Annotated in this window: 23 protein-coding genes; 9 read left to right on the forward strand and 14 right to left on the reverse strand. The window is 62.4% G+C overall.

Features of this window, described 5'->3' with window-relative positions:
• Positions 1-6 precede the first annotated feature (6 nt).
• The 4 genes from CVM73_RS15410 to CVM73_RS15425 all read right to left on the reverse strand — a co-directional run bounded on the left by CVM73_RS15410 (position 7) and on the right by CVM73_RS15425 (position 4,092).
• On the reverse strand, positions 7-570 hold the full coding sequence (locus tag CVM73_RS15410) for a flavin reductase family protein (RefSeq protein ID WP_100232811.1): 564 nt from the start codon (positions 568-570) through the stop codon (positions 7-9).
• 9 nt (positions 571-579) lie between these two features.
• On the reverse strand, positions 580-1,809 hold the full coding sequence (locus tag CVM73_RS15415; protein ID WP_100232812.1) for an acyl-CoA dehydrogenase family protein: 1,230 nt from the start codon (positions 1,807-1,809) through the stop codon (positions 580-582).
• Between the two features lie 127 nt (positions 1,810-1,936).
• The gene (locus CVM73_RS15420) at positions 1,937-3,205 is read right to left on the reverse strand and encodes a CaiB/BaiF CoA transferase family protein (protein WP_100232813.1); all 1,269 of its coding nucleotides are present in this window, start codon (positions 3,203-3,205) and stop codon (positions 1,937-1,939) included.
• A 239-nt stretch (positions 3,206-3,444) separates the two neighbouring features.
• A complete protein-coding gene (locus CVM73_RS15425; RefSeq protein WP_100232814.1) occupies positions 3,445-4,092 on the reverse strand; it encodes a phage terminase large subunit in 648 nt (215 codons plus the stop codon).
• 796 nt (positions 4,093-4,888) lie between these two features.
• On the opposite strand from CVM73_RS15425, the gene CVM73_RS15435 reads away from it, so the two are divergent.
• Positions 4,889-5,272 carry a hypothetical protein gene (locus CVM73_RS15435; protein WP_100232815.1) on the forward strand — a complete coding sequence of 128 codons (384 nt, stop codon included), beginning with the start codon at positions 4,889-4,891 and terminating at the stop codon, positions 5,270-5,272.
• A gap of 66 nt (positions 5,273-5,338) precedes the next feature.
• On the forward strand, positions 5,339-5,929 hold the full coding sequence (locus tag CVM73_RS39180) for a hypothetical protein (RefSeq protein WP_146006601.1): 591 nt from the start codon (positions 5,339-5,341) through the stop codon (positions 5,927-5,929).
• Here the strand turns inward: CVM73_RS39180 and CVM73_RS15440 are convergent.
• Positions 5,877-6,218, reverse strand: coding sequence for a hypothetical protein (locus CVM73_RS15440; RefSeq protein WP_430641302.1), 342 nt, complete (start codon positions 6,216-6,218; stop codon positions 5,877-5,879). The genes CVM73_RS39180 and CVM73_RS15440 overlap by 53 nt on opposite strands.
• A gap of 662 nt (positions 6,219-6,880) precedes the next feature.
• Here CVM73_RS15440 and CVM73_RS15445 point away from each other — a divergent pair.
• Positions 6,881-8,404 (forward strand): FAD-dependent monooxygenase, encoded by a 1,524-nt coding sequence (locus tag CVM73_RS15445; protein WP_100232816.1) that lies wholly within the window; start codon positions 6,881-6,883, stop codon positions 8,402-8,404.
• A gap of 136 nt (positions 8,405-8,540) precedes the next feature.
• On the opposite strand, the gene CVM73_RS15450 is transcribed toward CVM73_RS15445, so the two are convergent.
• The 4 genes from CVM73_RS15450 to CVM73_RS39730 form a co-directional block, all read right to left on the reverse strand.
• Positions 8,541-10,166 (reverse strand): AHH domain-containing protein, encoded by a 1,626-nt coding sequence (locus tag CVM73_RS15450; protein ID WP_100232817.1) that lies wholly within the window; start codon positions 10,164-10,166, stop codon positions 8,541-8,543.
• Positions 10,167-10,531: 365 nt separating this feature from the next.
• Positions 10,532-11,161: an imm11 family protein gene (locus CVM73_RS15455; protein ID WP_100232818.1), complete on the reverse strand. Its 630-nt coding sequence runs from the start codon at positions 11,159-11,161 to the stop codon at positions 10,532-10,534.
• A 198-nt stretch (positions 11,162-11,359) separates the two neighbouring features.
• Positions 11,360-12,139 (reverse strand): DUF4261 domain-containing protein, encoded by a 780-nt coding sequence (locus CVM73_RS15460; protein ID WP_100232819.1) that lies wholly within the window; start codon positions 12,137-12,139, stop codon positions 11,360-11,362.
• Positions 12,140-12,332: 193 nt separating this feature from the next.
• Positions 12,333-12,500, reverse strand: a complete 168-nt coding sequence (locus tag CVM73_RS39730) for a hypothetical protein (protein WP_158237571.1) — start codon at positions 12,498-12,500, stop codon at positions 12,333-12,335.
• Between the two features lie 331 nt (positions 12,501-12,831).
• Here CVM73_RS39730 and CVM73_RS15465 point away from each other — a divergent pair, with 331 nt between their 5' ends.
• Together CVM73_RS15465 and CVM73_RS15470 are read left to right on the forward strand one after the other, a co-directional pair.
• Complete coding sequence (locus tag CVM73_RS15465) at positions 12,832-13,032, forward strand: hypothetical protein (protein WP_100232820.1); 201 nt, start codon at positions 12,832-12,834, stop codon at positions 13,030-13,032.
• On the forward strand, positions 13,029-13,250 hold the full coding sequence (locus CVM73_RS15470) for a hypothetical protein (protein WP_100232821.1): 222 nt from the start codon (positions 13,029-13,031) through the stop codon (positions 13,248-13,250). The genes CVM73_RS15465 and CVM73_RS15470 overlap by 4 nt, the downstream gene beginning before the upstream one ends.
• Positions 13,251-13,277: 27 nt before the next feature.
• Here the strand turns inward: CVM73_RS15470 and CVM73_RS15475 are convergent, their stop codons facing one another.
• A complete protein-coding gene (locus CVM73_RS15475; RefSeq protein WP_100232822.1) occupies positions 13,278-13,526 on the reverse strand; it encodes a hypothetical protein in 249 nt (82 codons plus the stop codon).
• Positions 13,527-13,993: 467 nt separating this feature from the next.
• On the opposite strand from CVM73_RS15475, the gene CVM73_RS15480 reads away from it, so the two are divergent.
• Together CVM73_RS15480 and CVM73_RS15485 are read left to right on the forward strand one after the other, a co-directional pair.
• On the forward strand, positions 13,994-14,179 hold the full coding sequence (locus CVM73_RS15480; RefSeq protein WP_035676373.1) for a hypothetical protein: 186 nt from the start codon (positions 13,994-13,996) through the stop codon (positions 14,177-14,179).
• A 225-nt stretch (positions 14,180-14,404) separates the two neighbouring features.
• Positions 14,405-15,691: an NRAMP family divalent metal transporter gene (locus CVM73_RS15485; protein WP_100232823.1), complete on the forward strand. Its 1,287-nt coding sequence runs from the start codon at positions 14,405-14,407 to the stop codon at positions 15,689-15,691.
• An 85-nt stretch (positions 15,692-15,776) separates the two neighbouring features.
• Here CVM73_RS15485 and CVM73_RS15490 read toward each other — a convergent pair whose 3' ends face one another.
• Both CVM73_RS15490 and rocF read right to left on the reverse strand, forming a co-directional pair.
• Positions 15,777-16,061, reverse strand: coding sequence for a hypothetical protein (locus tag CVM73_RS15490; RefSeq protein WP_100232824.1), 285 nt, complete (start codon positions 16,059-16,061; stop codon positions 15,777-15,779).
• 177 nt (positions 16,062-16,238) lie between these two features.
• Positions 16,239-17,216: an arginase gene (gene rocF, locus CVM73_RS15495; RefSeq protein ID WP_100232825.1), complete on the reverse strand. Its 978-nt coding sequence runs from the start codon at positions 17,214-17,216 to the stop codon at positions 16,239-16,241.
• Positions 17,217-17,477: 261 nt separating this feature from the next.
• Between rocF and CVM73_RS15500 the strand changes: the two genes are divergently transcribed.
• The gene (locus tag CVM73_RS15500) at positions 17,478-17,738 is read left to right on the forward strand and encodes a hypothetical protein (RefSeq protein ID WP_100232826.1); all 261 of its coding nucleotides are present in this window, start codon (positions 17,478-17,480) and stop codon (positions 17,736-17,738) included.
• Between the two features lie 17 nt (positions 17,739-17,755).
• On the opposite strand, the gene CVM73_RS15505 is transcribed toward CVM73_RS15500, so the two are convergent.
• Both CVM73_RS15505 and CVM73_RS15510 read right to left on the reverse strand, forming a co-directional pair.
• Positions 17,756-20,497 carry an EAL domain-containing protein gene (locus CVM73_RS15505; protein ID WP_167406851.1) on the reverse strand — a complete coding sequence of 914 codons (2,742 nt, stop codon included), beginning with the start codon at positions 20,495-20,497 and terminating at the stop codon, positions 17,756-17,758.
• Positions 20,498-20,555: 58 nt separating this feature from the next.
• The gene (locus CVM73_RS15510) at positions 20,556-21,773 is read right to left on the reverse strand and encodes a FecR family protein (RefSeq protein WP_167406852.1); all 1,218 of its coding nucleotides are present in this window, start codon (positions 21,771-21,773) and stop codon (positions 20,556-20,558) included.
• 132 nt (positions 21,774-21,905) lie between these two features.
• Here CVM73_RS15510 and CVM73_RS15515 point away from each other — a divergent pair, with 132 nt between their 5' ends.
• Entirely contained in the window at positions 21,906-23,702 is a 1,797-nt protein-coding gene (locus CVM73_RS15515; protein ID WP_100232829.1) for a ShlB/FhaC/HecB family hemolysin secretion/activation protein, read from the forward strand.
• The last annotated feature ends 4 nt before the right edge of the window (positions 23,703-23,706 follow it).

The following is a 23,706-nucleotide window of genomic DNA, read 5'->3' on the forward strand; positions in this document are numbered from 1 at the left end:
AGCGCGTTACGGCGTCTTCTTGCGCTCATCGTCGGCCATGAAGCGGCCGAACGCCCCCCGCGCGAAGAGCAGCGGCTCCTTCGCATTGTAGGTGTAGGCCTCGACCGCGCCGAGAAAGATCACGTGGTCGCCGCCATAATAGCGATTCACGGAGCGGCACTGAAAGTTGGCGACGCTCTCGGCGAGCACTGGCGCATTGCCGAGGCCAGGTGTCCAGCCGACGCCCGAGAACTTGTCGTCCGACGGTTTTGCGAATTTGTTCGCAAGCGCCTGTTGCGAGGCGCCAAGAACGTTGACGCTGAAATGGCTGGCGTTCTGGAAGATGGTCAGGCTCGAGGAATAGACGACGAGGCTCCACAGAACCAGCGGTGGATTCAGCGAGACCGACGCGAAGGAGTTGCACGTCAGTCCGTAGGGCTTGCCGTCAGGCGCTGCCGCCGTGATGATCGTCACGCCCGTAGCATAGGTTCCGAGCGCGTTGCGAAAGTCGCGGGGATCAATCTGCGAGCTGTCGCTCGCGAACTCGTTGGCGGGATCGGGCGCGCGGAGCTGCTTCGGCAGATCATTCATCGGCCGACCTCACAGCGTGAGATTTTCGGACGGCAGGCCGAGCGCCACCCGTCCATAATTGGTCCCGGCCGCATCGAAATTGAACGCGAGATGCGAGTTGATCGCGTGCGCGTCGCGGAACTGCCGCTGCAACACGCCGCTCGTGAACAGACCGCGCGCGCCGCTCGCGGCAAACAGCATCGAAACCGCGTCCGTGCACAAGTTCACTGAGAAAGATCCGTCGCGCCGATATCTGGTCTTGGTCGCCATATCAGGAATACGGCCGAACCGTGCGTCCTCCATGGCATCGAGGCAGGCCGACCGCATGATCAGGCGTGCGGCATCGATCTTGGCCGAGGCCTCCGCGATCTTGATCTGCGTGCTTTGAAAATCGCTCAGCTTGGCGCGGTTGTAGGTCGAAATGCGATGACGCGCGACCTCCGTGTAATCGTCGAGGCACACCTGCGCATTCCCCAGCGCGACACCGGAGAGGACGTAAGGGAATAGCGAGAACACGGGGAGCGCATACAACGGATTTGGATTGACCTTGCTTCCGGGTGTCGGGCCACCTGAGAGGTCACCGACGGCGACCGTCATATGGTCAGCCACGAAGGCATCCCTGACCTCCACGTCGCAAGATCCCGTCCCGCGCAGTCCGGCGACATTCCAGGTATCCAGTACCGTGTAATCGCCTTTCGGCAGCAGAAAAATTCGATACTCGATGCCGTCCGCCTCGTCGTCGGAGTAGACCACGCTTGCAAGCATGTTCCATTCGCAGGAGGCAACGCCCGAGGAGAATGGCCAGCTGCCGTGCAGCTGATATCCACCCTTGACCCGCGTGGCGCGTCCGGCTGGAAAAATGAACGAGGATGCGATCAGCGCGTCCGGATCACGACCCCAGACCAGATCCTGCGCCCGTTGCTCGAACATGCCGAGCATCCAGTGATGGCTCGCCAGATTGGCGAGATTCCAGGCTACCGACGCATCCGCCTGCCCGAGCAGCTCAGCGCAATCGACGAGGGCGACATAGTCGAGCTCGGCGCCGCCAACCCGAGCCGGTTGGAGCATCCTGAACAGGCCGGCGTCATGGAGATCCATCTCGGTTTCCGACGGGAGATGCCGCAACTCCTCCGTCCGCGCCGCCCGCTCGCGCAATCGCGGCACGAGGCCCCGGGCCTTCGCGATCATTGCCGCATAGGTGTCCTTGCCGGCTTCCGGCCCGGCGGACTGCCCCAAGCTCGGCTTTCGATCCGGCGCCATTCGTGTCCCTCGATTTCACATATTTATGCGACCGTACCTTCACCAAATCAAGCCAATGCAGCCGGCATTGCGAAGCATCGATCCGCACGCGGCGCAATGCCTGGTGCCATGGGACCCGTCCTTGGGCTCACATCGGGGTCGAGGGTTTGCCGGAGCCAAAAGCACCTTTCTGGGTAAACTCTGTGATCCGACCTTCGTCGTAACCGAGGATACTGCGCAACACGTCCTCGGTATGCTGGCCCAACAGGGGGGCCGCAACGGGATCAATCGCGCCTGTTAGGTTCATGGTAATCGGCGGTTCGATGTTGGGCACCCATTCCGCTGTAGGGTGCGGAATCCGGTTCAGGCGATGGCGCTCACGAGCCTCGGGCGCATTGAACCCCTCCTCGACCGTCCGGAGATAGCCGACCGGGATATTGGCCAGCTTCATCTTCGCCATCCAGTTCTCCAGCGTATCGCTTGCAAAGACCTCCGCAATGGCTGCCCGCAGGAGCTCCTTGTTCTCCGAACGGGCTTTGCGCGTCGCAAACTGCGGATCGGTGATGAGATCAGGCCGATTCAGCACCTCGACCACGAGCCGGCGGTAGAGCCGGTCGTTGGCGCAGGCCATGTAGAGCGGCCCGTCAGAGGCTTCGTAGACGCCGACGGTGGGAGACCCGCTGGGCGAATTGCCGAACCGGCCGGGGTTTTCGCCGTTGATGAGGTAGGCCATGCCGTAAAAGCCGGTCATCCCCATCGCGATGTCGAACAGGGCGACTTCGACATGTTGCCCGCGGCCGAGCCGGTCGCGCGCCAGCAGCGCCAGCAGAATGGCATTGCAGGCAGACATTCCCGTCGCCATGTCGACGATGGGCGGGCCGGTACGAACCGCCGGGCCGTCGGCAAATCCGTTGAGGGACATGAAGCCGCTTTCCGCCTGCGTGATGGGATCGAAGCCTGGCCGCGAGGCAAACGGTCCGGTACGTCCGTAGGCGGAGATCGAGCAATAGACCAGCCGCGGGTTGAGCGGCGCGACCGACTCATAGTCGAGCCCGAACTTCTTCATGACCCCGCTCGAAAAATTCTCCACGACCACATCTGCCTTGCGGATCAGATCCAGCGCGATTTCTCGAGCCTGCGGCACGGCGAGGTCGAGCGCAACGCCGCGCTTGTTGCGGTTCAGACTGAGATAGGCGGCGCTTTCGCCGCCAATCTCGGCGTGCTCATAGGCACGCGTGTCGTCGCCACCGTCGGGATTCTCGATCTTGATGACGTGCGCACCATAATCGGCGAGCGTCTGGGTGCACGCCGGGCCGGCGACCACGCGCGTGAAATCGACGACCAGCAGACCATCGAGCGCACTCGGCCCTCCCGTTCCTCGCGACGAACGCACCGGCAATTGAGGCTTGGTGGGCATCGATAGCGCTCTCCCTTACATCGGCTTATGGCCGCCGAATTCCTTGCAGGAGCAAATTTAAAGCCCGGCGCCGCCGACTTCGCAAGTGCCTCGCCCGCATCGCTTCAATACGCAAAAAGGACCCGGCAGCCATCAGGCTGCCGGGTCCTCGGACATTCCAGGCATACGAGGTCACGCGACGTCTCGTGTTGGCTATTCTACCCTATGAAGGGCGCGTTCCGTGCGATGGGAAACCCTGCTCAATGAAGCCACTTCCGCCAATAGAGCGTATGCGCCCAGGCCCAAGGCGTCTCGGGCTCGAAGAGCCGATAGCCCGCCTGAATGAAGTTATTCGCAGATACCGCGTTGTCCGTCGTATCAGAGACGATGCTATCCCATCCGATTCGCCGTCCCCTCGCCTCGACCACACGCATCAATCTGCGCTGAAGGCCGTTCCAGCTCGCCCAGAGCTCGGAGCCCCTGGCGCGAATCGTCGGCCGCAACAGCGCGAGGCTGCGCGCGCTCAGGTTTTGCGCCTCGTCGATCCAGGCGATGCGGAATCCCTCCAGAGACTTGATCGAGTCGGCCGTGTGATCCTGAAGTCCGCGGAAGATGATCAGCCCATCCCCGGGCGTCTCGATCTTGTCGCTGAACAGCTTGAAGCCGTGGCCGAGACCGAGGCTAGCGATCTTGTCTTCTATCAGCCGCTTCGACGACTGCGCGAGCGTGCGCTGCGCCTCGCGAATGCAGACCGCGAGCGTGCCGCGCTCGGCCTGGCAAGTCTCGACAAGAAGCTCGCCAAAGAAATGCGATTTTCCGGAGCCGCGACCACCATAGACGCCCTTGTAGCGCGCAGGTTTGAGCAGCCGCTCGAAGATCTTCGCCGTCGGAATTTTTAGGATGGACAATGGATACGCTCGCTCGCCTTAGGGCAGGTCGGAGCGCCTGCGCCACATCGCGGACCAGTCTTCGATGTCTGGGGTGTCGGGTTGTCCCTGTTGGGCTCGGGTCAGGTCGGGAGAAGCGTCGTGTTCGGAGAAAGGTGACCAAAGTCCAAGAAGCCTTCTGAAATGGTCTTCCACTGCCGACGGACGGGGAGCCCATCGTGCCGACCAATTGCCCAGCTACGACCGGATCGCCTACACTGACATATCTGCGGTGCGTGTTCAGAAGCTCGTGCGACATGCCATTGGCGCCTCTGATCGCGATTCTAGCGGCCGTACCTTCGCCGGCGTTTGTCACGATGCCATCGACTGGGGAGCGCAATGCAGGATGCGTCAGATTGATTCCCCGCTGCCCATTCGGGCGGACGTCTGCGCCCTGATGGGGTGACGTGCCACGGTCCCGTATCGCATTGTATGGGCTGGTTGTGTGAGGCTCGAAACCCGCAATTGGGGGGAACATTCGGCACAAGGCTTCTTGCCAAGACATTCCACTCTCCAATGTTTCGAAGCACTAGTCCTCAGTCCAGAGCGCGATACCCGTACGATAGAGAGCCCTTGCTCAACTTGTGGCCGTTCCACTTTTCTGCGCGCGAAGCGGCAACATGTCGGCGAACGGCTCGACACCCCCAACACAGGAGCAATTCGTGGGTCTTGATGAGATAAGACGTGGCGCGTCATTCGTGGCGGTCATCGTTCTTCTGATGTCGGCAACCGATCTTTCAGCTGTTGGCCAAGAAGCGCCCCCGATGACTGCCGACAAATGGCTCCCAGGCCCGGCGTCTATGCGGAGCCCGGCACGAATTTCCAGTCGTCCTGCGATGAAAGCGGTGACCTTACGATCGATCTGGGTGAGAAGTCGGTCAGCGGTTACGAATGGGGCTGCAAAGTCAGAAAAGTCGTCGATCTCGCGCCGGGCTCGCTGAAGGTTGCAATGGTCTGTGGCGATTACAACCTGGCGCAGAACCTCGACCCTCGCGACCCCAAGTGGGAGAACAGACAATTCAACGAAGTCATGTTCATCAAGCGGCTCGATCAGACGACGATCTCCGTTCAGAAGAGCCTGAATGGGAAGCTCAAGGATCCCCCTGGCGTGCGGCCTACTGCCCTCTTGAGACGCAGCGCGCGCTTGCCGAGGCCACGCTGAGAGCCAAGGTGGAAGCGAAGCAGAAGGTCGAGCAGAATCGAGCCCTCAAGGAGGCCCGCCCGCGGGATGGTGTCTACGCAGCGGCAGGCCCCCGATTTCGAGGACCGCTGCGCGAAATTCAACGACACCATCGTTGCGTTCGCCGGCAAATCGATCACGACGGCCTCCATTCTTTGCAAGATAGAAAATACGCGAGTTCAGCTTCCTGACACCGTCAGGATCGGCGCGGCCTGCACGATGCAGCCTGCTTCGGGCTCGGAGTCTGTTAGCGTCCAAGACAAGGCCTCTACTCCGGATCGCGAGAACCTGATGTTCAAGAAGATCGACGACAAGACCGTCATCCTCGATCATGAAAGACGGACACTTCACCGGCAATGGCCGAAAGCTGTCCTATTGCAGCGACCAGGTGCAACGCACCTATGCCGGGCAACGCCGGACCAACAGGCAGACCAAGAACTAGGGGTCATCGAGACGAAAAACCCGCGCCGGATTGCGTCCGCGCGGGCATCACCAACTTCTGTCGATGATGTCATTCTGCCAGTGTTTTGCCCGACGTGTCAAACGATCGATCGAGGCGAGATCGCTGATCGATATCTCCGTTGCCTCAAACGTCGTGAACGACGTCACCGCTATTCGAGCTCCCCGGATGCACGATGATGCGTTCGATCCGGTCAATCAATTCCAGCACTCCGTCCTTGCCGTTCTCGACCGGTTGCGCCGCCTTGCCCCAGCCGCGATCGAGGATGGCGTTGGCGGCCGAGACGCGGGCCGCCGGTGTTGCATCCTCGCTGCGCATGACGCCGACGAGCACCCTGATCGCCGTCCTAGTGTGGCTGCGCGCGAGCGAACGGATCTCGGTCAGGGTGCACGCCCGCGACGTCTTCCCTCGCGCGGGCAAGCGGACTGGTGCACGTTCGGGCTCACACTCGATGATGTCCTCGCTCACGAGAACGTCTCCCACAGCAGGATGGCAACGAGGCCCACGACGGCCAGCGATATCAGGTAAGCGGTCATCTTCTCTCCTTGTGAACAAAATGCGCGGCAGATCGCGCGAGAGGCGCGATCGTTTCGGGCGCGAACCCTATCTCCGGTCCCGGAGACCGCAGCGGCGCGGGCGAATCGCGCCCGGCGCCGCGGGCCGGCACGTTCGCGCGTGCACGGCCAGCAATGGTTCGGACGACGGCGCGCCGATCGGCGCTCCCTGAACGCGTATCAAGCAAGTGCGTGGCCGTAATGCGCCGCCGCCGTCCGATCTCGAAATCGAGACGAAAAAAACCCGCGGCGGATCTCTCCGCGCGGGTGAACCAAACTCGTCTCGATGATGTCATTCTGCCGGTGTTTTGCCCGACGTGTCAAACCCTGTATTGAGCGCGATTGTTGTCACGCGAAGCGGACATGAAAAAGCCCGCCGCAGATTGCTCCGCGCGGGCCAAACCAAACTCGTTTCGATGATGCCATTCTGCCAGTGTTTTGCCCGACGTGTCAATCGACGCGCCGAAAAGGAAGCCTCTCCTCCCAGCTCAATATGTGGTGCGCAAGGGACTTGCTTCAAGCCCCCTGTCATCGCGTAGAAGCCTCGACCCGAACAACAAGTCGAGGGGTCACGACATGCCTGTATTGCTTCCGACGTCCCGGTCGCGCGGCCGAACGAGCGCAGAACGCGCAAAGGCCACCGGCCATGCGGTCATCATCGCCGGCGCCGGCCCGACCGGCTTGATGCTAGCTGCGGAGCTCGCGCTGGCCCAAATCGACGTCGCCGTGGTCGAGCAGCGCGCGAGCCAGGACCTCGTCGGCACGCGCGCCGGCGGACTGCACGCGCGCAGCATCGAGATCCTCGATCAGCGCGGGGGCGCGGGTCGCTTCCTGCGCGAAGGACAGATCGTCCAGCTCGCCGGCTTTGCCTGGACCAGGCTCGACATCAGCGATCTCCCGACACGCCATCCTTACGGGCTCGCACTGCGGCAGAGCCATATCGAGCGCATCCTGGCCGACTGGGTCGCGGAGCTCGCGGTGCCGATCTATCGGAACCGCGAGGTGGCGGGCTTCGTGCAGGACGAGACCGGCGTCGACGTCACGCTGTCCGGCGGCGGCACATTGCGCGCAAACTATCTCGTCGGCTGCGACGGCGGCCGCAGCCTGGTGCGCAGGACGGCCGGCATCGACTTCGCCGGCTCCGATCCGACGCTGAGCAACCTCATGGCCGAGGTCGAGATGCGCGAGGAGCCGGAATTCGGCCTGCGTCACGACGCACTCGGCTTCCACGGCCTCAGCAAGATGGAGAGCGGGCGCGTGCTGATCGTCGTGACGGAAGCGACGCGCGAACGCAGTGGCGAGCCCACCTTGCGCGATCTCAGCGAGGCTCTCGCCGCCGTGTATGGCACCGATTTCGGCGTGCACAGTCCCGCCTGGATCTCCCGTTTCACCGACGCGGCACGGCAGGCCGCATCCTATCGCAGAGGGCGCGTGCTGCTCGCCGGCGACGCCGCGCACATCCATCACTCCGTGGGCGGACAAGGCCTCAACACCGGCCTGCAGGATGCGATCAATCTCGGCTGGAAGCTGGCGCAGGTCGTCAAGGGCATTTCGCCCGACAGCTTGCTCGACACCTACCACACAGAACGTCATCCCGTCGCTGCACGCGTGCTGCGCAACACCAGGGCGCAGATCGCCCTGCTCCGCCGCGCCGACGATGGCCTCATCGCCGCGCGCGAAATCATTTCCGAGCTCCTCGCCATGGACGAGCCGCGCAAGCGTTTTGGCGCGATGATGAGCGGGCTCGATATCCGCTATGATCTCGGCGAAGGCCACGCGCTGCTCGGCCGCCGCATGCCCGATCTCGATCTGATGGTCGAAGGACAGCCGCGGAGATTGTTCTCGCTGCTGCACGATGCACGCGACCTGCTGCTGAATTTTGGCAAGCGGGGCGGCATCGACATCGCCCCCTGGGCGGATCGCATCGCGGTGGTCGATGCCGATCACAACGACGCATGGGAGCTTCCGGCCATCGGAGAGGTCGCCGCGCCCAAGGCCGTGCTCGTGCGACCCGACGGCCATGTGGCCTGGGTGGGTAACGAGAACCGATGCGGGCTCGCGGAGGCGCTAACGAAATGGTTTGGACCGGGGGGTGCGTAAGATACGACGCCTCATGCGGCGTCAAACAAACAAGCCCGCGGCGCACGCGGGCTTGATCCGGACTTCTTTCGATGATGCCATTCTGCCAGTGTTTTGCCCGACGTGTCAAATGACTGTTCTCGCTCCGTCACCACCTTCATTCCGACCGAAGCAAAGGCCGTATCCAGCGAGCGAACCATTCCTCCCCATCTTTGTGCGGATTGCCGGGGCCGTCCACTCCGAAGATCGGGGGTGGAATGAGGTAGCTCGGCTCATCCGCAAACGTACCTATCGGCTTGCTCGGTTGCGGATGCTGGCCGTCAGCGGCCGGCACGGTCCAACTGCCAAACCGTTCGTTGAATTCGGTAGACGGTAGATACGGGACTGGCGCACTGCCCGATGTGAACACGCTGCCCGCGTTCGCCTCATTCACACGGGTGAGACGCCGGACATCTTCGGGCGGGACTGATCGTCCGGCAGGCGTGGGCGCGGCTTCTGGCAGATCCTTGGTAGGCATGGTGCTGGCCCAGTTGCCGAAGCGATCTGCAAAAGTGCTCGCGGGCGCCTCTGGATCAAACGAGGAGGCTCCGCCCAGCTGCGGCCCGAAGCTCGATGATGCCGAAACGCCTCTGGTGCCGGCCGCGTTGTCAACGCTGAGTCCATTACTCAAGGTGTTGGGCGCAGCCGCTCCTGTCGAGAACACTCCTCCGCCAGGAGTAGCGCCCATCGTCGCGCCGGAGCTACTTTCCTGCGCGTTGGCAGCTCGCGTAAACGCCAAAATGCCTCCAATGCCGAGCAGCCAGGGGAGGATAGAGGGAGCCGCTAAGCCGAGGGCGGCCCCTCCGGCCAACCAAGGAAGAACATCGCGCTCCGGAGATGTGCCTCCAGCCAACGGATTCTCGTAGTATGGATACGTCATTCCGGAGTGCGGATCGGATTGAAGCACCAACGGATCTGATGGTGCGGCCGTTGTCGGAGGCAACTGACCGAGCCGTTGTTCATTGGGATCTAGCGCGGGAAAAGGTGGGAGCATACGTGTAAAGCGGGGATCACTTCGCGTAAACCCTTCCTGTTCGTTCAGACCGGCAAGCGAAGGTGAACCGTAGCCCGGCAGCGGTGGAGAGTCGCTCGGGTTGGCTGGCGTTGAGCCTGGTATGCTAAAGATGCCTGAAGAGGGATCTGACGCTTCGAACTTGGACCAATGCGTACCGCCCAGGTAGCGATTGCCGGAAGTTATGTTGGCGTCAGGAGCGCGGGCAATCGCCGCATCCAGAACCTTCCGCCTCTCTGGGTTATCCAGGTACAGCAACCATTTGATCAGATGGTCCAGACCGGCATTCGCGCCTCTTTGTTCGAGGTCTCTGATGGCCTTGAGTTGATCCGGGTACTGAGCGAGGTAAGCTTTGTGGTCTGTCAAAACTCTCGCAATGCCGCGATCGACCTCATCGCGCGTTTTATTGATGGGTACATTTGTGTACAGATCGCCGTTGATGAAACCGACGCGCATTGCATCGATGAGAGTCCTTATCTCTGCAGCTCGCTCGTTTGGACTCTCGATCCTTGCAATCTGATCGAGCTGTGTACCAATGTCGCGGCGATACGACTCGACGTGTCTGCTGGGATGAGGCGACACATTCAATTCCGCAGCCAGTTCCCGGTCTGCCGGCAAATAGATGCGGTTTGCCGGAGCGTCGATATCGAACGTTTCCTTGTCTATATCGCGAAACGCGCAGTGGTTTCTAAAGAACTCGAGAATGATGTGGTGATCAAAGAGAATTGACATGCACCCTCGCAATGGGGCTCATTAAGTGTGGGCTGATGGAAGTAAGTGGATGAGGCGTGCGAGTACGGGCGCAGCGGCGAAGGCCGTGCGCCTGTCAAACGGACTGCAATGCTTGTGAAATGCTAGGGCACGCCGGCGAAGCGCTAGATCAGATCATCCGTCGTGGATGCGAGTGACGAAGTGACAAGCTATTCGCCGGCCCGAAAGAAACGACTCTTGTCAGTTCTGTCGCGATTGTTCGAAGAAGTATTGGCGTGCCAACCGCCATCTGCCCGCGTTCGCGCCTGTGCCACGAACAGAAATTGCTCCGCCTCAACTTATCATTGCTGAAGCGAAGCGGTTCGGGACGTCTCCGCCGGATTGGGTCAGAGTTTTAAGACGTCTATGTACCAAATTCTCTTGAGGCCCGCGGACTTGCAGGCGTCCTTGAACTCCTGATCGCATATGATACCCGCATCGTGGTATGCCATGCGGAAAATATGAGCATTGCCGATTGCGGCCTCTCTGAAGACCAGTTTGTCGCCGAGGGAGAGTTCGTAATATTTCCGGCCGTGGTCGATATAGCGGACATCGTTTCGGATTCCGATGCGCAGGCGCGATTGCGATTCGTCCAGCGCGTCTAGAACGCGGACAACATCGCACAGCCAATATTTGGGTCCATCATAGATACCGTGCGGCATTCGCACGTCGCACGGCACAAATACAAAGGCCTCGGGGTCAAGCCTCTCGAACACTGCCTTGGTCCGGTCCGAAATGAGCCACCAGTGATAACAGACCTCGAGATCGCGCGGCAGGCTGCCGACCTTTTTATCAAACACATAAGGCACATGCGGCGTAGAAGCAGGCAGACGATCTACTCGGTAAGGAGGAAGGATACTCTCGTCCTCAACCCAAAAGCCCGGCCGGCCACCACTAAAATCGGGACCTATTTGGTAGAAGCGGCGCTTTCGTGCCCTGGGTCGCTTGGCACCTGAAATTGCTTTCTGATTACTCACGACTGAGCCTCGTTAAGCCTCGCCTGCAACGATACAAGCCACAATGAACCGCTTAAGAATAAAGCCCGCGGCATCGCGCGGGCTTTATTTGGACTCTTCGATGATGCCATTCTGCCAGTGTTTTGCCCGACGTGTCAAACGATCGATCTCGAGCAATGAGTCTGACCGCATGTTTCGGCCGAAAGTCACTTGTCGGCATCAGTGTTTGAAATCATCAGTACAGCAAAACACCGGCAGCCCTCCAAAAACATCGGAGTTCTTGTAGCGAACCGAGATCCGCTCGCTCACACTTGCTCCGATCGTATCGCCATCCTTCACCACGTTTCCATGCTCGATCAGATAAGCGGACAGTCCTGCCACCTTGTCGAACAACGCCGATAGCGCGAGCTTACCGGTCACAAACTCGATCTCACGGCCGACAAAGGCGGACAATCCCATCGTGATCGCTCCGATCTTCGCACCTGACCGGAACGGAAGAATGTTGACCCATAGTCTGAAGGGGTAGTCTGGATACGGTGCGAGCGACCAGCGAGACTCCTCGAGCCATAGGTCGGCCGGTCGCGCGACTCGGCCAGCCCACACCACACCGCAACATTCCGGCACCGTCGCAATCAACGCACCGATGACTGCGGTAGTCAGGCGGGCAGCGATCAACGGCCGCTCACCTTTTCCGAGCAGCGAGACGATCATGTGGCCTTGATGATGCGTTGCCACAGCCTTGCCCTCCGGCCAGGTTCGCGCAGCGCGTTCCCACAGCCCCGGATCCTGCGGAATGGGGGCCGGCATCGACATGACCGCAACAAGTTCGTTGCCGCAGCGAATGAGCGGCGAATTCGCTTGAACCGGTTGCGCCCCTTCACTGTCCGCCGTCTCCGTTGCCAACTCCGGATGTCGGGCGTGAAGGAGCTTGGCGACTGCTGACATGTCCGGCGTTACCGGCTTGTTCAATAGGACCAAAGCGAGAAGCGAGTTACTCATCGACTACCCCGCAAAAATTCGAGGATGAGCCGATACTACGGCTCTTCGCCTACAGGTTGAAACGAGACCATTCGTTAGAACAAATCAGGAACATTGTCAACCAGCGTTTCGCCCTCTCGTCGAGCGAGCGCAAGATGGCTCTGGGGTCACCAATGCAGCTGTCGAGGCGAAGACGCGCGGGCTGAGCCTCGCCTCACCCGAAGTCCGTGTCCGACTCCTCCCTCGAAGGCGCGTCCATCGTCTTGCGTCCCAGAAACGTATCGGGCGGCGGCTGTTTCAGCAGCTCGCGGCATTCGCGCACGATCTGGCGCATGTATTCGGCCTGCTCGTGCTCGACAGGCAACGGCCGATAGACCCGCATAGGGGCTCCCTTCGCTTTGCAGGCGGGAGCACGCTCGGTCTCTCAGCCACCGACGCCCACGGACGAAAGCCTTGGCCGGTGATGTCATGCAAACTACCTGAGGTCGCTTTGGTTCAACAGTGAACTTAGGTATCACGCGCGACGCAAGATGAGTAAGTGGCTCAAACGACTGAATTTACACCCGAATATTTAATCTGCGGGCCATACCAAATGATACAGACTCTCCGCCGCAAGCAGCGTAGGGTTAATTCATCACCGCAAGGCCCGAGGCATCCATCGGTGATGAGAACGCCAGCTGCGCTCCCGCCCTACTCCAACGAGGAGCCGCGCCATGCTGAAGCGGCGTCGTTTCAAACAGACCACGACCCTGACCGAAAGACTCGCGGACGAAGCCGCGCGCTGCCGTGAGGAAGCGCGCACGCTGGCGCCGGGGCGCCGCCGTGAGATGCTGCTGCGCCAGGCGAGGCAGGACGAGACGGCCATGCAGATCGACGCCTGGCTGCGTTCGCCCGGCCTGAGGGCGCCGACATGATGCAGCAATATCGCGCTTATCTCGTCGGCGAGAACGGCGTCTTCCGCTCCGCCGAAGCGTTCGAAGCCCCGTCCGATTCTTCCGCCCTGGCTTTTGCGAAGCAGTTCACGCGACTGGGCAAGGTCGAAGTCTGGCAGCTCGGCCGCAAGGTCGCCGTGCTGGAGTCCGAGCAGTCTCGGCCGCCCGAGCCATCCCGCCCGACACTGACGCGTCAATGATCGCGTGACCTGCGATCGCGGCGCCCCTTACGCTTCCGCAAGCTTGCGTTCGATATAGGCGTCCACCGTCTCGGCGAATGAACGCTGCACGCCAACCGCGACATCGTGCTGGTCGAGTGCGTCGCGCTGGAGCACGCGCAGGCCGCGCCCACGGGCACTCACCGGCGCCGTGCTCAGAAACTGATCGATGGCGCCCTTGGCGAGCGGAATGGCCTTGGGATCGCCCCTGGCGATCAGGAGCCGCAACAGGCTCTGGCATTCGGCCAAGCCGGGCATGGGCTCTCTCACCCTTGCTGCGATTTCGGCTTCGGCCGCTTGACCGGCTGAGTATGAGTGCCGAACAGCGCCAGCAGCAACGCGACTTCTTCCTTCGAACCGACCTGGATCATGATTGTCTCTCCTGTTCGCTCCGTTGGTCGAGGCCAGCGCTCGCGGAGTTCAGGACGATCTGGTTTCAGCACTGTTTCAGACGTGTTTCGTCGGGGCGATCTGCATGGCGCCTGCCCATGCGTGCGCTCAACCCCGACAAGCTCCGACACGACAAAGGCCCCGCGATGCGGGGCCTTTTTTGATGTCGAGCGCCGGTCATCCATGACGCCGGCTCGCCTATAATGTCATTTTGCCAGTGTTTTGCCCGACGGGTCAAACTTTATCTTAAATGCAGCAAAGCGGATTCGGCGAAACGAAATGTCTTCGCGTCATGTTGGGACATGTCGCCTGGGCGCAAGCTGGAGAAATCTTCAATGTACTACGTCGCCGCTGCATTGCTGGTGCTGTCGGGACTGTTCTATTCCGCGAGCCGTCATGAGCTCGGCCAATTCGGAGCAGACGTGTGCAGCTATGGCGGCACGTTCTGCGACAATCCGGTGGTCCTCTTCACCGGCGCGGCGCTGGCCGCCGCCTGGGGCATGTTCGTCAGCGTCAAGTAGAACGCGGGCGCAACACGGCATCAACGTCCGCCATCGGGCGCGAAGCCCGGTGAACGGCCGTGATGTCGTGAATTGCTCGATGATGGCAATCTACACCTGTTTTGCCCGACGGAGCAAGCTGACTTAGCATTATCAGAAATTGAGGGCCTGTCTGGCAACGGGAACTTACGTTCCCTGATTCGCATTTGCTAAGACGATGCCTGCACCCCGTTCGAGGTCCCTTCCATGAGCGACAGCGCCCTCACCCCGACGAAAGCCGCGCCGACGCTGCTGCAACGATTGGGGCCCGGCCTCGTCACCGGAGCTGCCGACGACGATCCGTCGGGCATCGCCACCTATTCGCAGGCAGGCGCGCAATTCGGCTACGGCCTGCTGTGGACCGTGTTTCTGACCACGCCGTTCATGATCGCGATCCAGCTCGTCAGCGCGCAGATCGGTCGCGTCACCGGCAAGGGGCTCGCCGCCAACGTCATGCAGGTCGTGCCGCGCTGGGTGGTTCTGGCACTGGTGGCCATGCTCGTAACCGCGAACACGTTCAACATCGCCGCCGTCATCGCCGCGATGGCCGAGGCGCTCTCGCTCGTCATCGGCGGCCTGAACCACGAGCACGCGCTGATCTTCGCGGCCGGCTCGACCCTGCTCCAGGTGTTCCTGCCCTATCGCCGCTATTCGCCGGTGCTGAAATTCCTCACCCTTGCGCTGTTCGCCTATGTCGCGACCGCCTTCACCGTCAAGATTCCCTGGAGCACGGCGCTGCTTGCCGCGGTGTGGCCGAAAGCAAATGTCAGCGGCGATTATTTTCTGATGGTGGTCGCCGTGCTCGGCACCACCATCAGCCCCTATCTGTTCTTCTGGCAGGCTTCGCAGGAGGTCGAGGACATGAACCAGGGCGGGCATGACAAGCCGCTCCGCAAACTCAAGCACGGCGGCAGCCCGGAGCTCGCGCGCATCAAGGCCGACACCATCTCCGGCATGCTGCTCTCCAACGGCATCGCCTTCTTCATCATTCTCACCACGGCGTCGGTCCTGCACGCCAACGGCGTCACCAACATCAGTTCGGCGACGGAAGCGGCTGAAGCGTTGCGGCCGCTCGCCGGGGATTTCACCTTCGCCCTGTTTGCGATCGGCATCATCGGTACCGGCCTGCTTGCAATCCCGGTGCTGGCGGGCTCGGCCGCCTATGGCGTTGCAGAGATCTTCCGCTGGCGTGCCACGCTGGAGGCCAAGCCGGACGAAGCAGCCGGCTTCTACACCATCATCGCCGCGGCAACCCTTATCGGCTTCAGCCTCGGCTTCACCGGGATCGACTCGATCCACATGCTGGTGTGGAGCGCGGTGCTCAACGGCATCGTCGCCGTTCCCATCATGGCGATGATGATGCTGATTGTCTCCAGCCGCGCGATCATGGGCCGCTTCAGGGCCCGCTCCTGGCTGATCGCGCTGGGCTGGCTCGGCACCGCGCTGATGGCGCTGGCCGTCCTCGCTTTGCTCGGCGCGTCGGTGATTGGCTAACGCGAGCCGCGCGCCCACCTCCGCGAGCTGATCCGCCGAAGACGAGCGGCGGGTCCCTCAACTACGACCGCAGCAGCTGAGAGCGCTAGGGCGTCACGGGATTGATGGTCGGGGACGTCTTGGGCCCCGGCCGCACTGGCTCGATCGGCGACTTCGCTTTGGTCGGGAGCACCGTGGCGCCAGCGGCCCGTGCCGCTTCTCCCGTGGTCGCATACATCGCAACATGGGCCGGCTGCGTCTTGGCGCGGCTCCAGGGTCCGTGGTCGACGATCAGCATTGCCGCAATCGTCACACCCGCGACGATCAGCGCGATCACGCCGGGGTGCCGGAGGGCGGTGGAGATGGAGCTTGCGAAACGACCAATTGCCATCGAAGGATCCGTTATCTTCTCTATCGCAGGTTAATGCGATCGCGCCCCATCAGGTTCCCCGTTTCCGTCGAGCAAGTTCCAAGCCAACAGGGCCTTTCCTATTGCTGAAACCGAATTCCACGCTGCGAACACGCTTCCGACCGCTGCGCCTTCAGCGTACAAACGCCATCCGCCGCTTCACTCGCCCGGAGCGATTGCGTTGCTCGGCGTCGGCCGGTCTGCGATCTGCTGGCCGAATAGGCTGCCGATCAGCTCGACTGCAGTACGCGCGGTCCGACCACGTTCGTCCAGGAAAGGATTCAGCTCGACGATGTCGACCGATCCTACGACGCCGGAATCGTGCAACAGCTCCATGATCAGGTGCGCCTCGCGATAGGTGGCACCACCCGGCACGGTGGTGCCGACGCCCGGCGCCACGCAGGGATCGAGGAAATCGACGTCGAAGCTGACATGCAGCACGCCATTGCTCGCCTTGACCCGCTCGATGACGCGCCGGATCAGGACGGCGACGCCGAACTCGTCGATCTGGCGCATGTCAACGATCCTGATCCGACGCAAGCGCATCAACTCCTTTTCGAGCTTGTCGATCGAGCGCGCGCCGAACAGGTCCAGCTTGTCCGGGTCGATCGAAGCGCGCGGATCGTCGCCGAGCAGACCGTCGAGCCCGGGCTCGCCGCACAAGAACGCGGCTGACATGCCGTGCATGTTTGCGGTGATCGTCGTCTCCGGCGTGTTGTAGTCGGCATGGGCATCGAGCCAGAGCACGAAGAGTTCGCGTCCACATTCCTGCCAATGACGTGCCATCGCATTGACCGAGCCCATCGACAGCGTGTGATCGCCACCGAGGAAGATCGGCAGCGCACCCGTGGTCGCGATCTCATAGGCTCGGCGACTCACCACGCGCGTCCAGCGCTGGATCTCGCGGTAGGAATTGGCTTTTTCGGGCGGCCTGTCGGTGAGGTCCTGGACTTCGGCTACGGAAAGATCACCATGGTCGACGACCTCGAAATCCAGGCTTTCGAGCAGTGTCGCAAGGCCGGCGGTACGCAGCGCCGCAGGACCCATCAAGGTGCCGCGCTGCGAAGCCCCCATGTCGATGGGAGCGCCGAGCAAGGCGATGCGCCGGGCTCGATCCGGCATGGTCCGATCGGTCACGGCTGTCTCCTGACATCAGCAAGGTTGACCCAGCCTAACAGAGATTCGCGCCCGTCGTTTCCCGGAGAAGGTCCGTTCCGGTCGACATATCATCCGGAACAAAATCCCGCGCGCTGAATTGCCCATCCAAGGCCGGCACCCGCCGTCAATCACGGCGCCTGTCGCGGATAGCCAAAGGTCATCAGACCCGCTGTTCAAACGAGCGCTCGCGCGGATAGCCAAAGGTGTCGGCCCGCATCGTCAGGCCTGGAGGTCGCGCCCGTGAGCACGGAGATACCGCAATCCACTTCCCAACCCGGTGTGGCCGAGCGTGCCATCGACGCAGCGACGGATGTCTCCCGCACGCTCGGTGAGGTCGCCGGAGGCCTGCGCGCAGCTGTCGACCGCCTGACCTCTACAATCGAGGAAGCGCAAAAGCCTGGCGGGGCTCTCGCGACAGTGGCGGCGATCACACGCGAAGCACCGCTGGCCAGCCTGTTCGTCGCTTTCCTCTTTGGCGTGGCGGTCGCGCGGCGACGGTAGAAGCGAGGCCGCCTCGCTCAGGCAGCGCTGACAGCGTCGAGCTCGGCCGCCAGGAACTGCTTTTCGAATGCCTCGGCAGGCATCGGGCGGCCGAAGAAATATCCCTGCCCTTCCTCGCATCCCATGCTGACCAGGAGGTCGGCAGTTGCGCGGTTCTCGATGCCTTCAGCCACGACCGTGAGACCGAGCTGCCTGCTGAGGCCGATCGTCGAGCCGACGATGGCAGCATCGTCGGAATTCGCGAGAAGACCAAATACGAACGACCGGTCGATCTTGAGCCCGTCGAGCGGAAATTTCTTGAGGTAGCTCAGGCTCGCATAACCGGTACCGAAATCATCGAACACGACTCGGACGCCGAGTTCCTGAATCCGCTTGAACATGGCGAGCACGCGGCGTTCGTCATGGAGCAGGATGTCTTCGGTGACTTCGATTTCGAGAAGCGATGGCGTCAGCCCCGTCGCTTCGAGCAGTGCCGCAACCGAATGCGCGAGATCGCCTGATTGAAGCTGCGACGGTGAGAGGTTGAGCGCGACGCGCACGTTGTTGCCGGACAATTCCCAGGCTCGCGCCTGACGGCAGGCGGTTTCCATCACCCAGTTCGCGATCCGCTCGGACAGGGCCGACGTGTTGACCACCGGCATGAACTCTCCGGGCGAGACATAGCCGCGCACCGGATGTCGCCAGCGGATGAGCGCTTCCGCCCCAACCAGACTGCCGTCGATCAGACGAACCTGCGGCTGGAAGAATAGTTCGAACTCGCCGCGGTCCGCGGCAAGCGCCAGCTCGCTCTCCAGCGTCAGCCGGTTCTCGAGCTCCTGCCTGATCGCACTTTCGAAGATCACATGGCTGCCGCGCCGCGTGGCCTTCGCGCGGCTCAGCGCCAGATGGCCGTTGCTCAGGAGATCGTCAGCCTTTTGACCGCCTTCCGGATAGACGGCAACGCCAACGCTGATCCTGACGCGGTGCTGCCGCGTGCCGGTCGCGAGCGGCGCTTCAAACGCGTGCGCGATCCGCTCGGCAAACGCTGCGATCGGCTCGCCGACTTCCGCGCAATCGATCGCGATGGCAAACTCGTCGCCGCTGAGCCGGGCCAGGATCGCCTTGCCATCGACTTCGCTGCGCAGACGCTCAGCGACCGCGCGCAGCACGAGGTCTCCGGCCGAGTGTCCGAGCATATCGTTGATCTCTTGGAAGTCGTCGAGCCCGAGCACGAGCAGTGTGACACCCGAAGACCGCCGCTCCGCCGCACTGATCAGATCGGTGAGCCCAACATGCAGCATGGTCCGGTTGGCAAGACCCGTCAGCGCGTCGTGTTCGGCCAGATATCGAATACGTTCGGCTTCACGTTTGCGGACCGAGATATCGCGCAGGATCGCTCCGTATTGAAAGCCGTCCGTTCCCTGCCAGCCCGAGAAGCTCGCCTCGACCGGGAAGGTTTCCCCGTTCTTGCGCCGGCCCTCGAACTCGACGATGACCGCCCCGCCCGGGACCAGAAGCGCCTGGCGCGCGGCGGCGTGCATGGACGGCCTTGCCCCGCCGTCCGCCGGCAAGGCGCACAGCGTTTCGAACGGGCGGCCAATGATCTCGGCCGGCACGTAGCCGAAGATCGCGCTCGCGCCGGGATTCCAAACCGTGATCCGGTGATCCTCATCGGTGCAGACGAGCCCGTCGCCGAGCGACATCGCGATGCGGTGAAAGCGGCTCTCGGCGATGCGTCCGAGCAGACTACGGAAATCGATTTCGTCCAGCGCAATTGCCGTCAGATAGGCAATGATCGCGATGTGGAACAGCGATGTGTCGATGACGAGGGGCCACCTCGCCTGCACCAGGGTCGCAACCAATTCGAGGCCCACCCCGGCCGCGATGAGGATCACGACGCGAATTCCTGGTGCGTAGCGGCGCCACGAATACATCATCAGCACGCAGATCACGCCCAGGCCGAGGATCATGCCGATATCGGATGTCCAGCGCAGCATCCGGTTCTGGAGGATCGATTCAGCGGCCAGCGCCTGGAGGACCGGTCCCGAGATGATCCTGCTGTTGGGAACACTGAATCGGTCGCCAAGCTCGAGCGCGGTAGCACCGACGATGATCTTCTTGTCCTTCAGCTTGCCGAGCGTGGCGGTGTCGCCGCGCAGCACGTCACCGTAGGAGACGACGGGAATGGAGGCGGCGCGAATGCTGAAATCTATCAGAAAGGGCGGCCGCCGATTGGCATCCTGGCCCGCCAGCACCACGGCCATCGAAGGCATCAAGGCGTCGCCGAGCTTCTCGCCGAACGGATAGCGGCGAACGAGCCCGTCGGATTCGACTGCGACATTGACGACAGCCGGCCACGACTGGTTGCTGAACGACTTAAGGGGGCGGTTGACGTGAGCCGGGCCACCCTTCGGCGTTGGCTGCTTGAAGGACGGGAGGATGGTCGAGCCGCCGACCTCACGAAGCGCATTGACGAAAGCCTCGTCAGACGCCGAATCCGACGGCGTGCTGAAATCGACGTCGAAGGCGACGTCCTGCGCTCCCGCCGCCTCGAGCCTGCGCAACAGCGCCGCGTGCAGCCGGCGCGGCCAGGGCCAGACCCCGATCTGGTCGATCGACGGCGCGTCGATGGCCACGACGACAACATTGCCGCTGGCGTCACGCGACTGCCAGGCGAACCGCAGGTCGGTGAGCGCGTTGCGAAGCGAACCATGCCATCCCGTGGACAGCACGATCGCAAGCGCGATCACAACCAGAATATGTGGCCGATGGCGTTTCACTGATCCTCCCGCGCGCCCGCTCCAGCGGGCACGCCCCCTCATCCCCTAGCAAACCGCCTCAGTGTCGGTTGCGGCCATGGCCGTTGCTGCCGTGGCCGCCGCCGTTCCAATCGCCGTTACCGTTGTTGCTCCAGCCGTTGCCAGTGGCGCCATTGTTGCCGCTACCATTGTTGCCTTTGCCGGAGTTGCCATTTCCGCCGGCATTTCCGTTGCCGCCCGAATTTCCGTTGTTAGCCGCCGCGGCGGCTATTGCGGCGCCCGGGTTCGACGAGCCGCTACCGCCAGCCGTTGCGGCACCGCTCGTCGTTGCGGCAGTTTCGGACGCGCTGTTGGATGCGGTCGTGCTGGTCTTGTTATCGCTCCAGACCGTCTCGGCACCCGTGCCGGCATTGGCGTGGCGCACCTGGCCCGGAGCCACGGTGGTGCCATGAGCAAGGCCGCGCGTCACCTTATGGACGTTCAGCTTGACCTCACCGAGCGAGCTCGAGATCCGTACGACGCCGGCCTTGGGGACATGTCCTCCAGCGGCCTGATGCGATGGCTTCGGCGCGCCGGCCGTCTTGGTCCCCTTGTCGATCGGACCGAGCGCATGGATTGCACCGCCGTTCGCCGCATTGCGCGGCGCCGACAGGCCTGATTTCGGCACGGGAACACGCTCGATCGTCGGGGCGCGCGGCTTGCCGTGCTCGATCGGATTGAACGTCCCGGCACCGCTTAGGCTGAGACCGGACTTGCCGCGCTCAAAGACGGTGGCCGCTTGTCCCGGTAAGAGCTGGGCAATCTGACCCGTCCTGAAGTCGGAGACCTCGACCTGGCCGCGGAGCACGCCGACCTTGGTGCTGCCCGCCCCCACGGTGACGCTGAATTGCGTTCCCTTGACGACGGCGGCGAGATAGGGCGTCTCGACCTCGAAATGCTTGACGTTGCGCTTCTCGACCTCGAGCAGGATCGAACCCGCCTGCTGGATGATGGTGGTCGAGAGCCCGTCCTTCTTCTCGGCCGGCAAGCCCACGACCGAATTGGGAGAGATCAGAATCGTTTCCTCGCCGCGGACAAGCAGGACGCGTCCGTTGCGGCCGGTGCGAATGGTGTCTCCCGGTTTCAGTGTCCCTTCCTGGCTCAACGACACCTGCTGGGTGCCGTTCGTTGCAAGCCAGACCTCGCCTGAGGACTTGCTGACAGACCAGACACCGTCATCTGCAGCGAATGCAGTGGAGGTCATTCCCAGGATCAGCACTGCCAGCAAGGCGCGCCGCATTCCAACTTTGCCGAACATGATGATCCTCAGTCCGCGTTTACAGCCGGGCCCGAGGGGTTATCCGAAATCACTCAAGAGAGAATTAGCGGGAAGCGGCGAGGCGATCGACCGGATTAACCAATCGTTGACCATAAAAACCTATGAAAAATCATGCGGCTAACGAACCCTTACCGTCCTATGGGACAGTCTCCGTCAAACTACGGAGACGGGTTCGCTGCCCGTGGTAAGAAAAAGTATCGTCTTACCGCACTGGTGTTGTTGGGCCTCATTTTCACGGGAGTTCCACAGACATTCGCGCAACAGGCGAACCAGCCGGGCTTCGATCCGCGCCAGCCCGAGAAATATTTTGAAAACCAAACCGAGCGGGAATCGCTGAACCGGCCTCCGGTCAAGCTGCCGAGCGTCGAACGGCCCAACACCGGCGGCGATACCAAGCCACAGTTCGTGCTGCGCGAGATCAGCCTCATCGGCGCTCACGCCATCTCCCGCGATCGCATCGCCGCGGTCTATCAGCCTTATCTCGCCAAGAAGGTCTCGCAAGCAGACCTCGCCGCGATCGCCGGCGCGATCAGCGACATATACCGCGAAGCCGGATTCCACTTGAGCCGGGCCATCGTGCCGCCGCAGGACATTGCCGACGGCCGCGTCCGGATCCAGGTTATCGAAGGCGCAATCGTGCAGGCTGAGCTGAAAGGCGACGGCGCCGAGCAGTTCGGCGTAAGGCCGATGCTCGGACCGGTTCTGGCCGAACAACCGTCGCGGCTGGGAACGCTCGAACGCCAGCTCTTCCTGATCAACGGCAGGCCGGGCGTCCGGATCACCGACACCGCGCTGGAGGAGATCGGCGGTACGACCGGCCGCTTTCGCCTGACCATCTATTTAAAGACCTGGCACGTCTTCTCCTCGTTCGGCCTGGACAATCTCGGATCGTCGTCGGTCGGCCCCTGGCAAACCTACGCCACCGGCGCGTTCAACTCCTATCTCACGCCCGGCGACGCGCTGGCGGTCAACCTGTCGACCATCGCCAACGATCCCCGCGAGCTCGGCTTCGCACGCTTGTCCTATGACGCACCCATCGGCGTCGACGGTGTCCGCTTCGGCGCTGCCGTCCTGTACAGCGCGGTCCGGCCGGGTGACGCACGCCGCCTCGACAGCGACATCACCACGACAGAAGCTTTCGAGGTGCGGGCAAGCACCGTGCCCTTCATGTCGCAATCCTCGGGGCTGACGCTGACCGTGGCGGGGACCTTCAGCAACGTATCCGAGCACGACATCGACGGCCCCTGGTACAACGACCACATCAGGACCGCCAGCCTGACCGCCGACTACCGGCTCCAGGATCGCTTCGGCGGCACCAATCTTACGACGCTGACCTACCGCCAGGGCCTCGACATCTTTGGCGCATCGCATTTCGACGATGATCTGTCATCGCGCGACGGCGCCTCGTCGAACTTCTCGGTGCTGAACTTCTGGTTCACGCGCTACCAGACGCTCAACGACGCCTGGTCGCTCAAGCTCTCGGCTGCGAGCCAGACGGCATCACGGCCACTATTCACCTCGCAGCAGTTCTATCTTGGCGGCGCGGCCTTCGGCCGAGGCTATGGTGCAGCCGAGATCAGCGGAGATAACGGTCTTGCCGGCACGCTCGAACTGCGCTTCGATCAGAAGCTCAATTTCCGCTATTGGACCGGCTATCAGCTCTACGTCTTCGGCGACGCCGGCGCAGTCTGGAACGACGGTTACCGCCTGAGCGACGGGCTGTCGCTGACATCGGCCGGAGCCGGTGTGCGGTTCTTCCTGCCATACGATCTCCAAGCCGATCTCGGCGTGGCGGTCCCCTTGAGCTACCGGGCGCCGGACAACGAGCGCCGCAGTCCGCGCTTCCTTTTCACGCTTTCGACCGCGTTCCGGGTCTGCCCCGAACGCGGCAAGGCCGGCTGTCTCTAGCCGC

The sequence above is a fragment of the Bradyrhizobium forestalis genome (assembly GCF_002795245.1).
Lineage (GTDB): Bacteria > Pseudomonadota > Alphaproteobacteria > Rhizobiales > Xanthobacteraceae > Bradyrhizobium > Bradyrhizobium forestalis.

What these genes read in the sequence shown, in the direction of transcription:
- CVM73_RS15410 (WP_100232811.1), bottom strand. Translation starts at nt 570, where the DNA reads ATGAATGATCTGCCGAAGCAGCTCCGCGCGCCCGATCCCGCCAACGAG.
- CVM73_RS15415 (WP_100232812.1), bottom strand. Translation starts at nt 1,809, where the DNA reads ATGGCGCCGGATCGAAAGCCGAGCTTGGGGCAGTCCGCCGGGCCGGAA.
- CVM73_RS15420 (WP_100232813.1), bottom strand. Translation starts at nt 3,205, where the DNA reads ATGCCCACCAAGCCTCAATTGCCGGTGCGTTCGTCGCGAGGAACGGGA.
- CVM73_RS15435 (WP_100232815.1), top strand. Translation starts at nt 4,889, where the DNA reads ATGGCTCCCAGGCCCGGCGTCTATGCGGAGCCCGGCACGAATTTCCAG.
- CVM73_RS39180 (WP_146006601.1), top strand. Translation starts at nt 5,339, where the DNA reads ATGGTGTCTACGCAGCGGCAGGCCCCCGATTTCGAGGACCGCTGCGCG.
- CVM73_RS15445 (WP_100232816.1), top strand. Translation starts at nt 6,881, where the DNA reads ATGCCTGTATTGCTTCCGACGTCCCGGTCGCGCGGCCGAACGAGCGCA.
- CVM73_RS15450 (WP_100232817.1), bottom strand. Translation starts at nt 10,166, where the DNA reads ATGTCAATTCTCTTTGATCACCACATCATTCTCGAGTTCTTTAGAAAC.
- CVM73_RS15460 (WP_100232819.1), bottom strand. Translation starts at nt 12,139, where the DNA reads ATGAGTAACTCGCTTCTCGCTTTGGTCCTATTGAACAAGCCGGTAACG.
- CVM73_RS39730 (WP_158237571.1), bottom strand. Translation starts at nt 12,500, where the DNA reads ATGCGGGTCTATCGGCCGTTGCCTGTCGAGCACGAGCAGGCCGAATAC.
- CVM73_RS15465 (WP_100232820.1), top strand. Translation starts at nt 12,832, where the DNA reads ATGCTGAAGCGGCGTCGTTTCAAACAGACCACGACCCTGACCGAAAGA.
- CVM73_RS15470 (WP_100232821.1), top strand. Translation starts at nt 13,029, where the DNA reads ATGATGCAGCAATATCGCGCTTATCTCGTCGGCGAGAACGGCGTCTTC.
- CVM73_RS15475 (WP_100232822.1), bottom strand. Translation starts at nt 13,526, where the DNA reads ATGCCCGGCTTGGCCGAATGCCAGAGCCTGTTGCGGCTCCTGATCGCC.
- CVM73_RS15480 (WP_035676373.1), top strand. Translation starts at nt 13,994, where the DNA reads ATGTACTACGTCGCCGCTGCATTGCTGGTGCTGTCGGGACTGTTCTAT.
- CVM73_RS15485 (WP_100232823.1), top strand. Translation starts at nt 14,405, where the DNA reads ATGAGCGACAGCGCCCTCACCCCGACGAAAGCCGCGCCGACGCTGCTG.
- CVM73_RS15490 (WP_100232824.1), bottom strand. Translation starts at nt 16,061, where the DNA reads ATGGCAATTGGTCGTTTCGCAAGCTCCATCTCCACCGCCCTCCGGCAC.
- CVM73_RS15510 (WP_167406852.1), bottom strand. Translation starts at nt 21,773, where the DNA reads ATGTTCGGCAAAGTTGGAATGCGGCGCGCCTTGCTGGCAGTGCTGATC.
- CVM73_RS15515 (WP_100232829.1), top strand. Translation starts at nt 21,906, where the DNA reads ATGCGGCTAACGAACCCTTACCGTCCTATGGGACAGTCTCCGTCAAAC.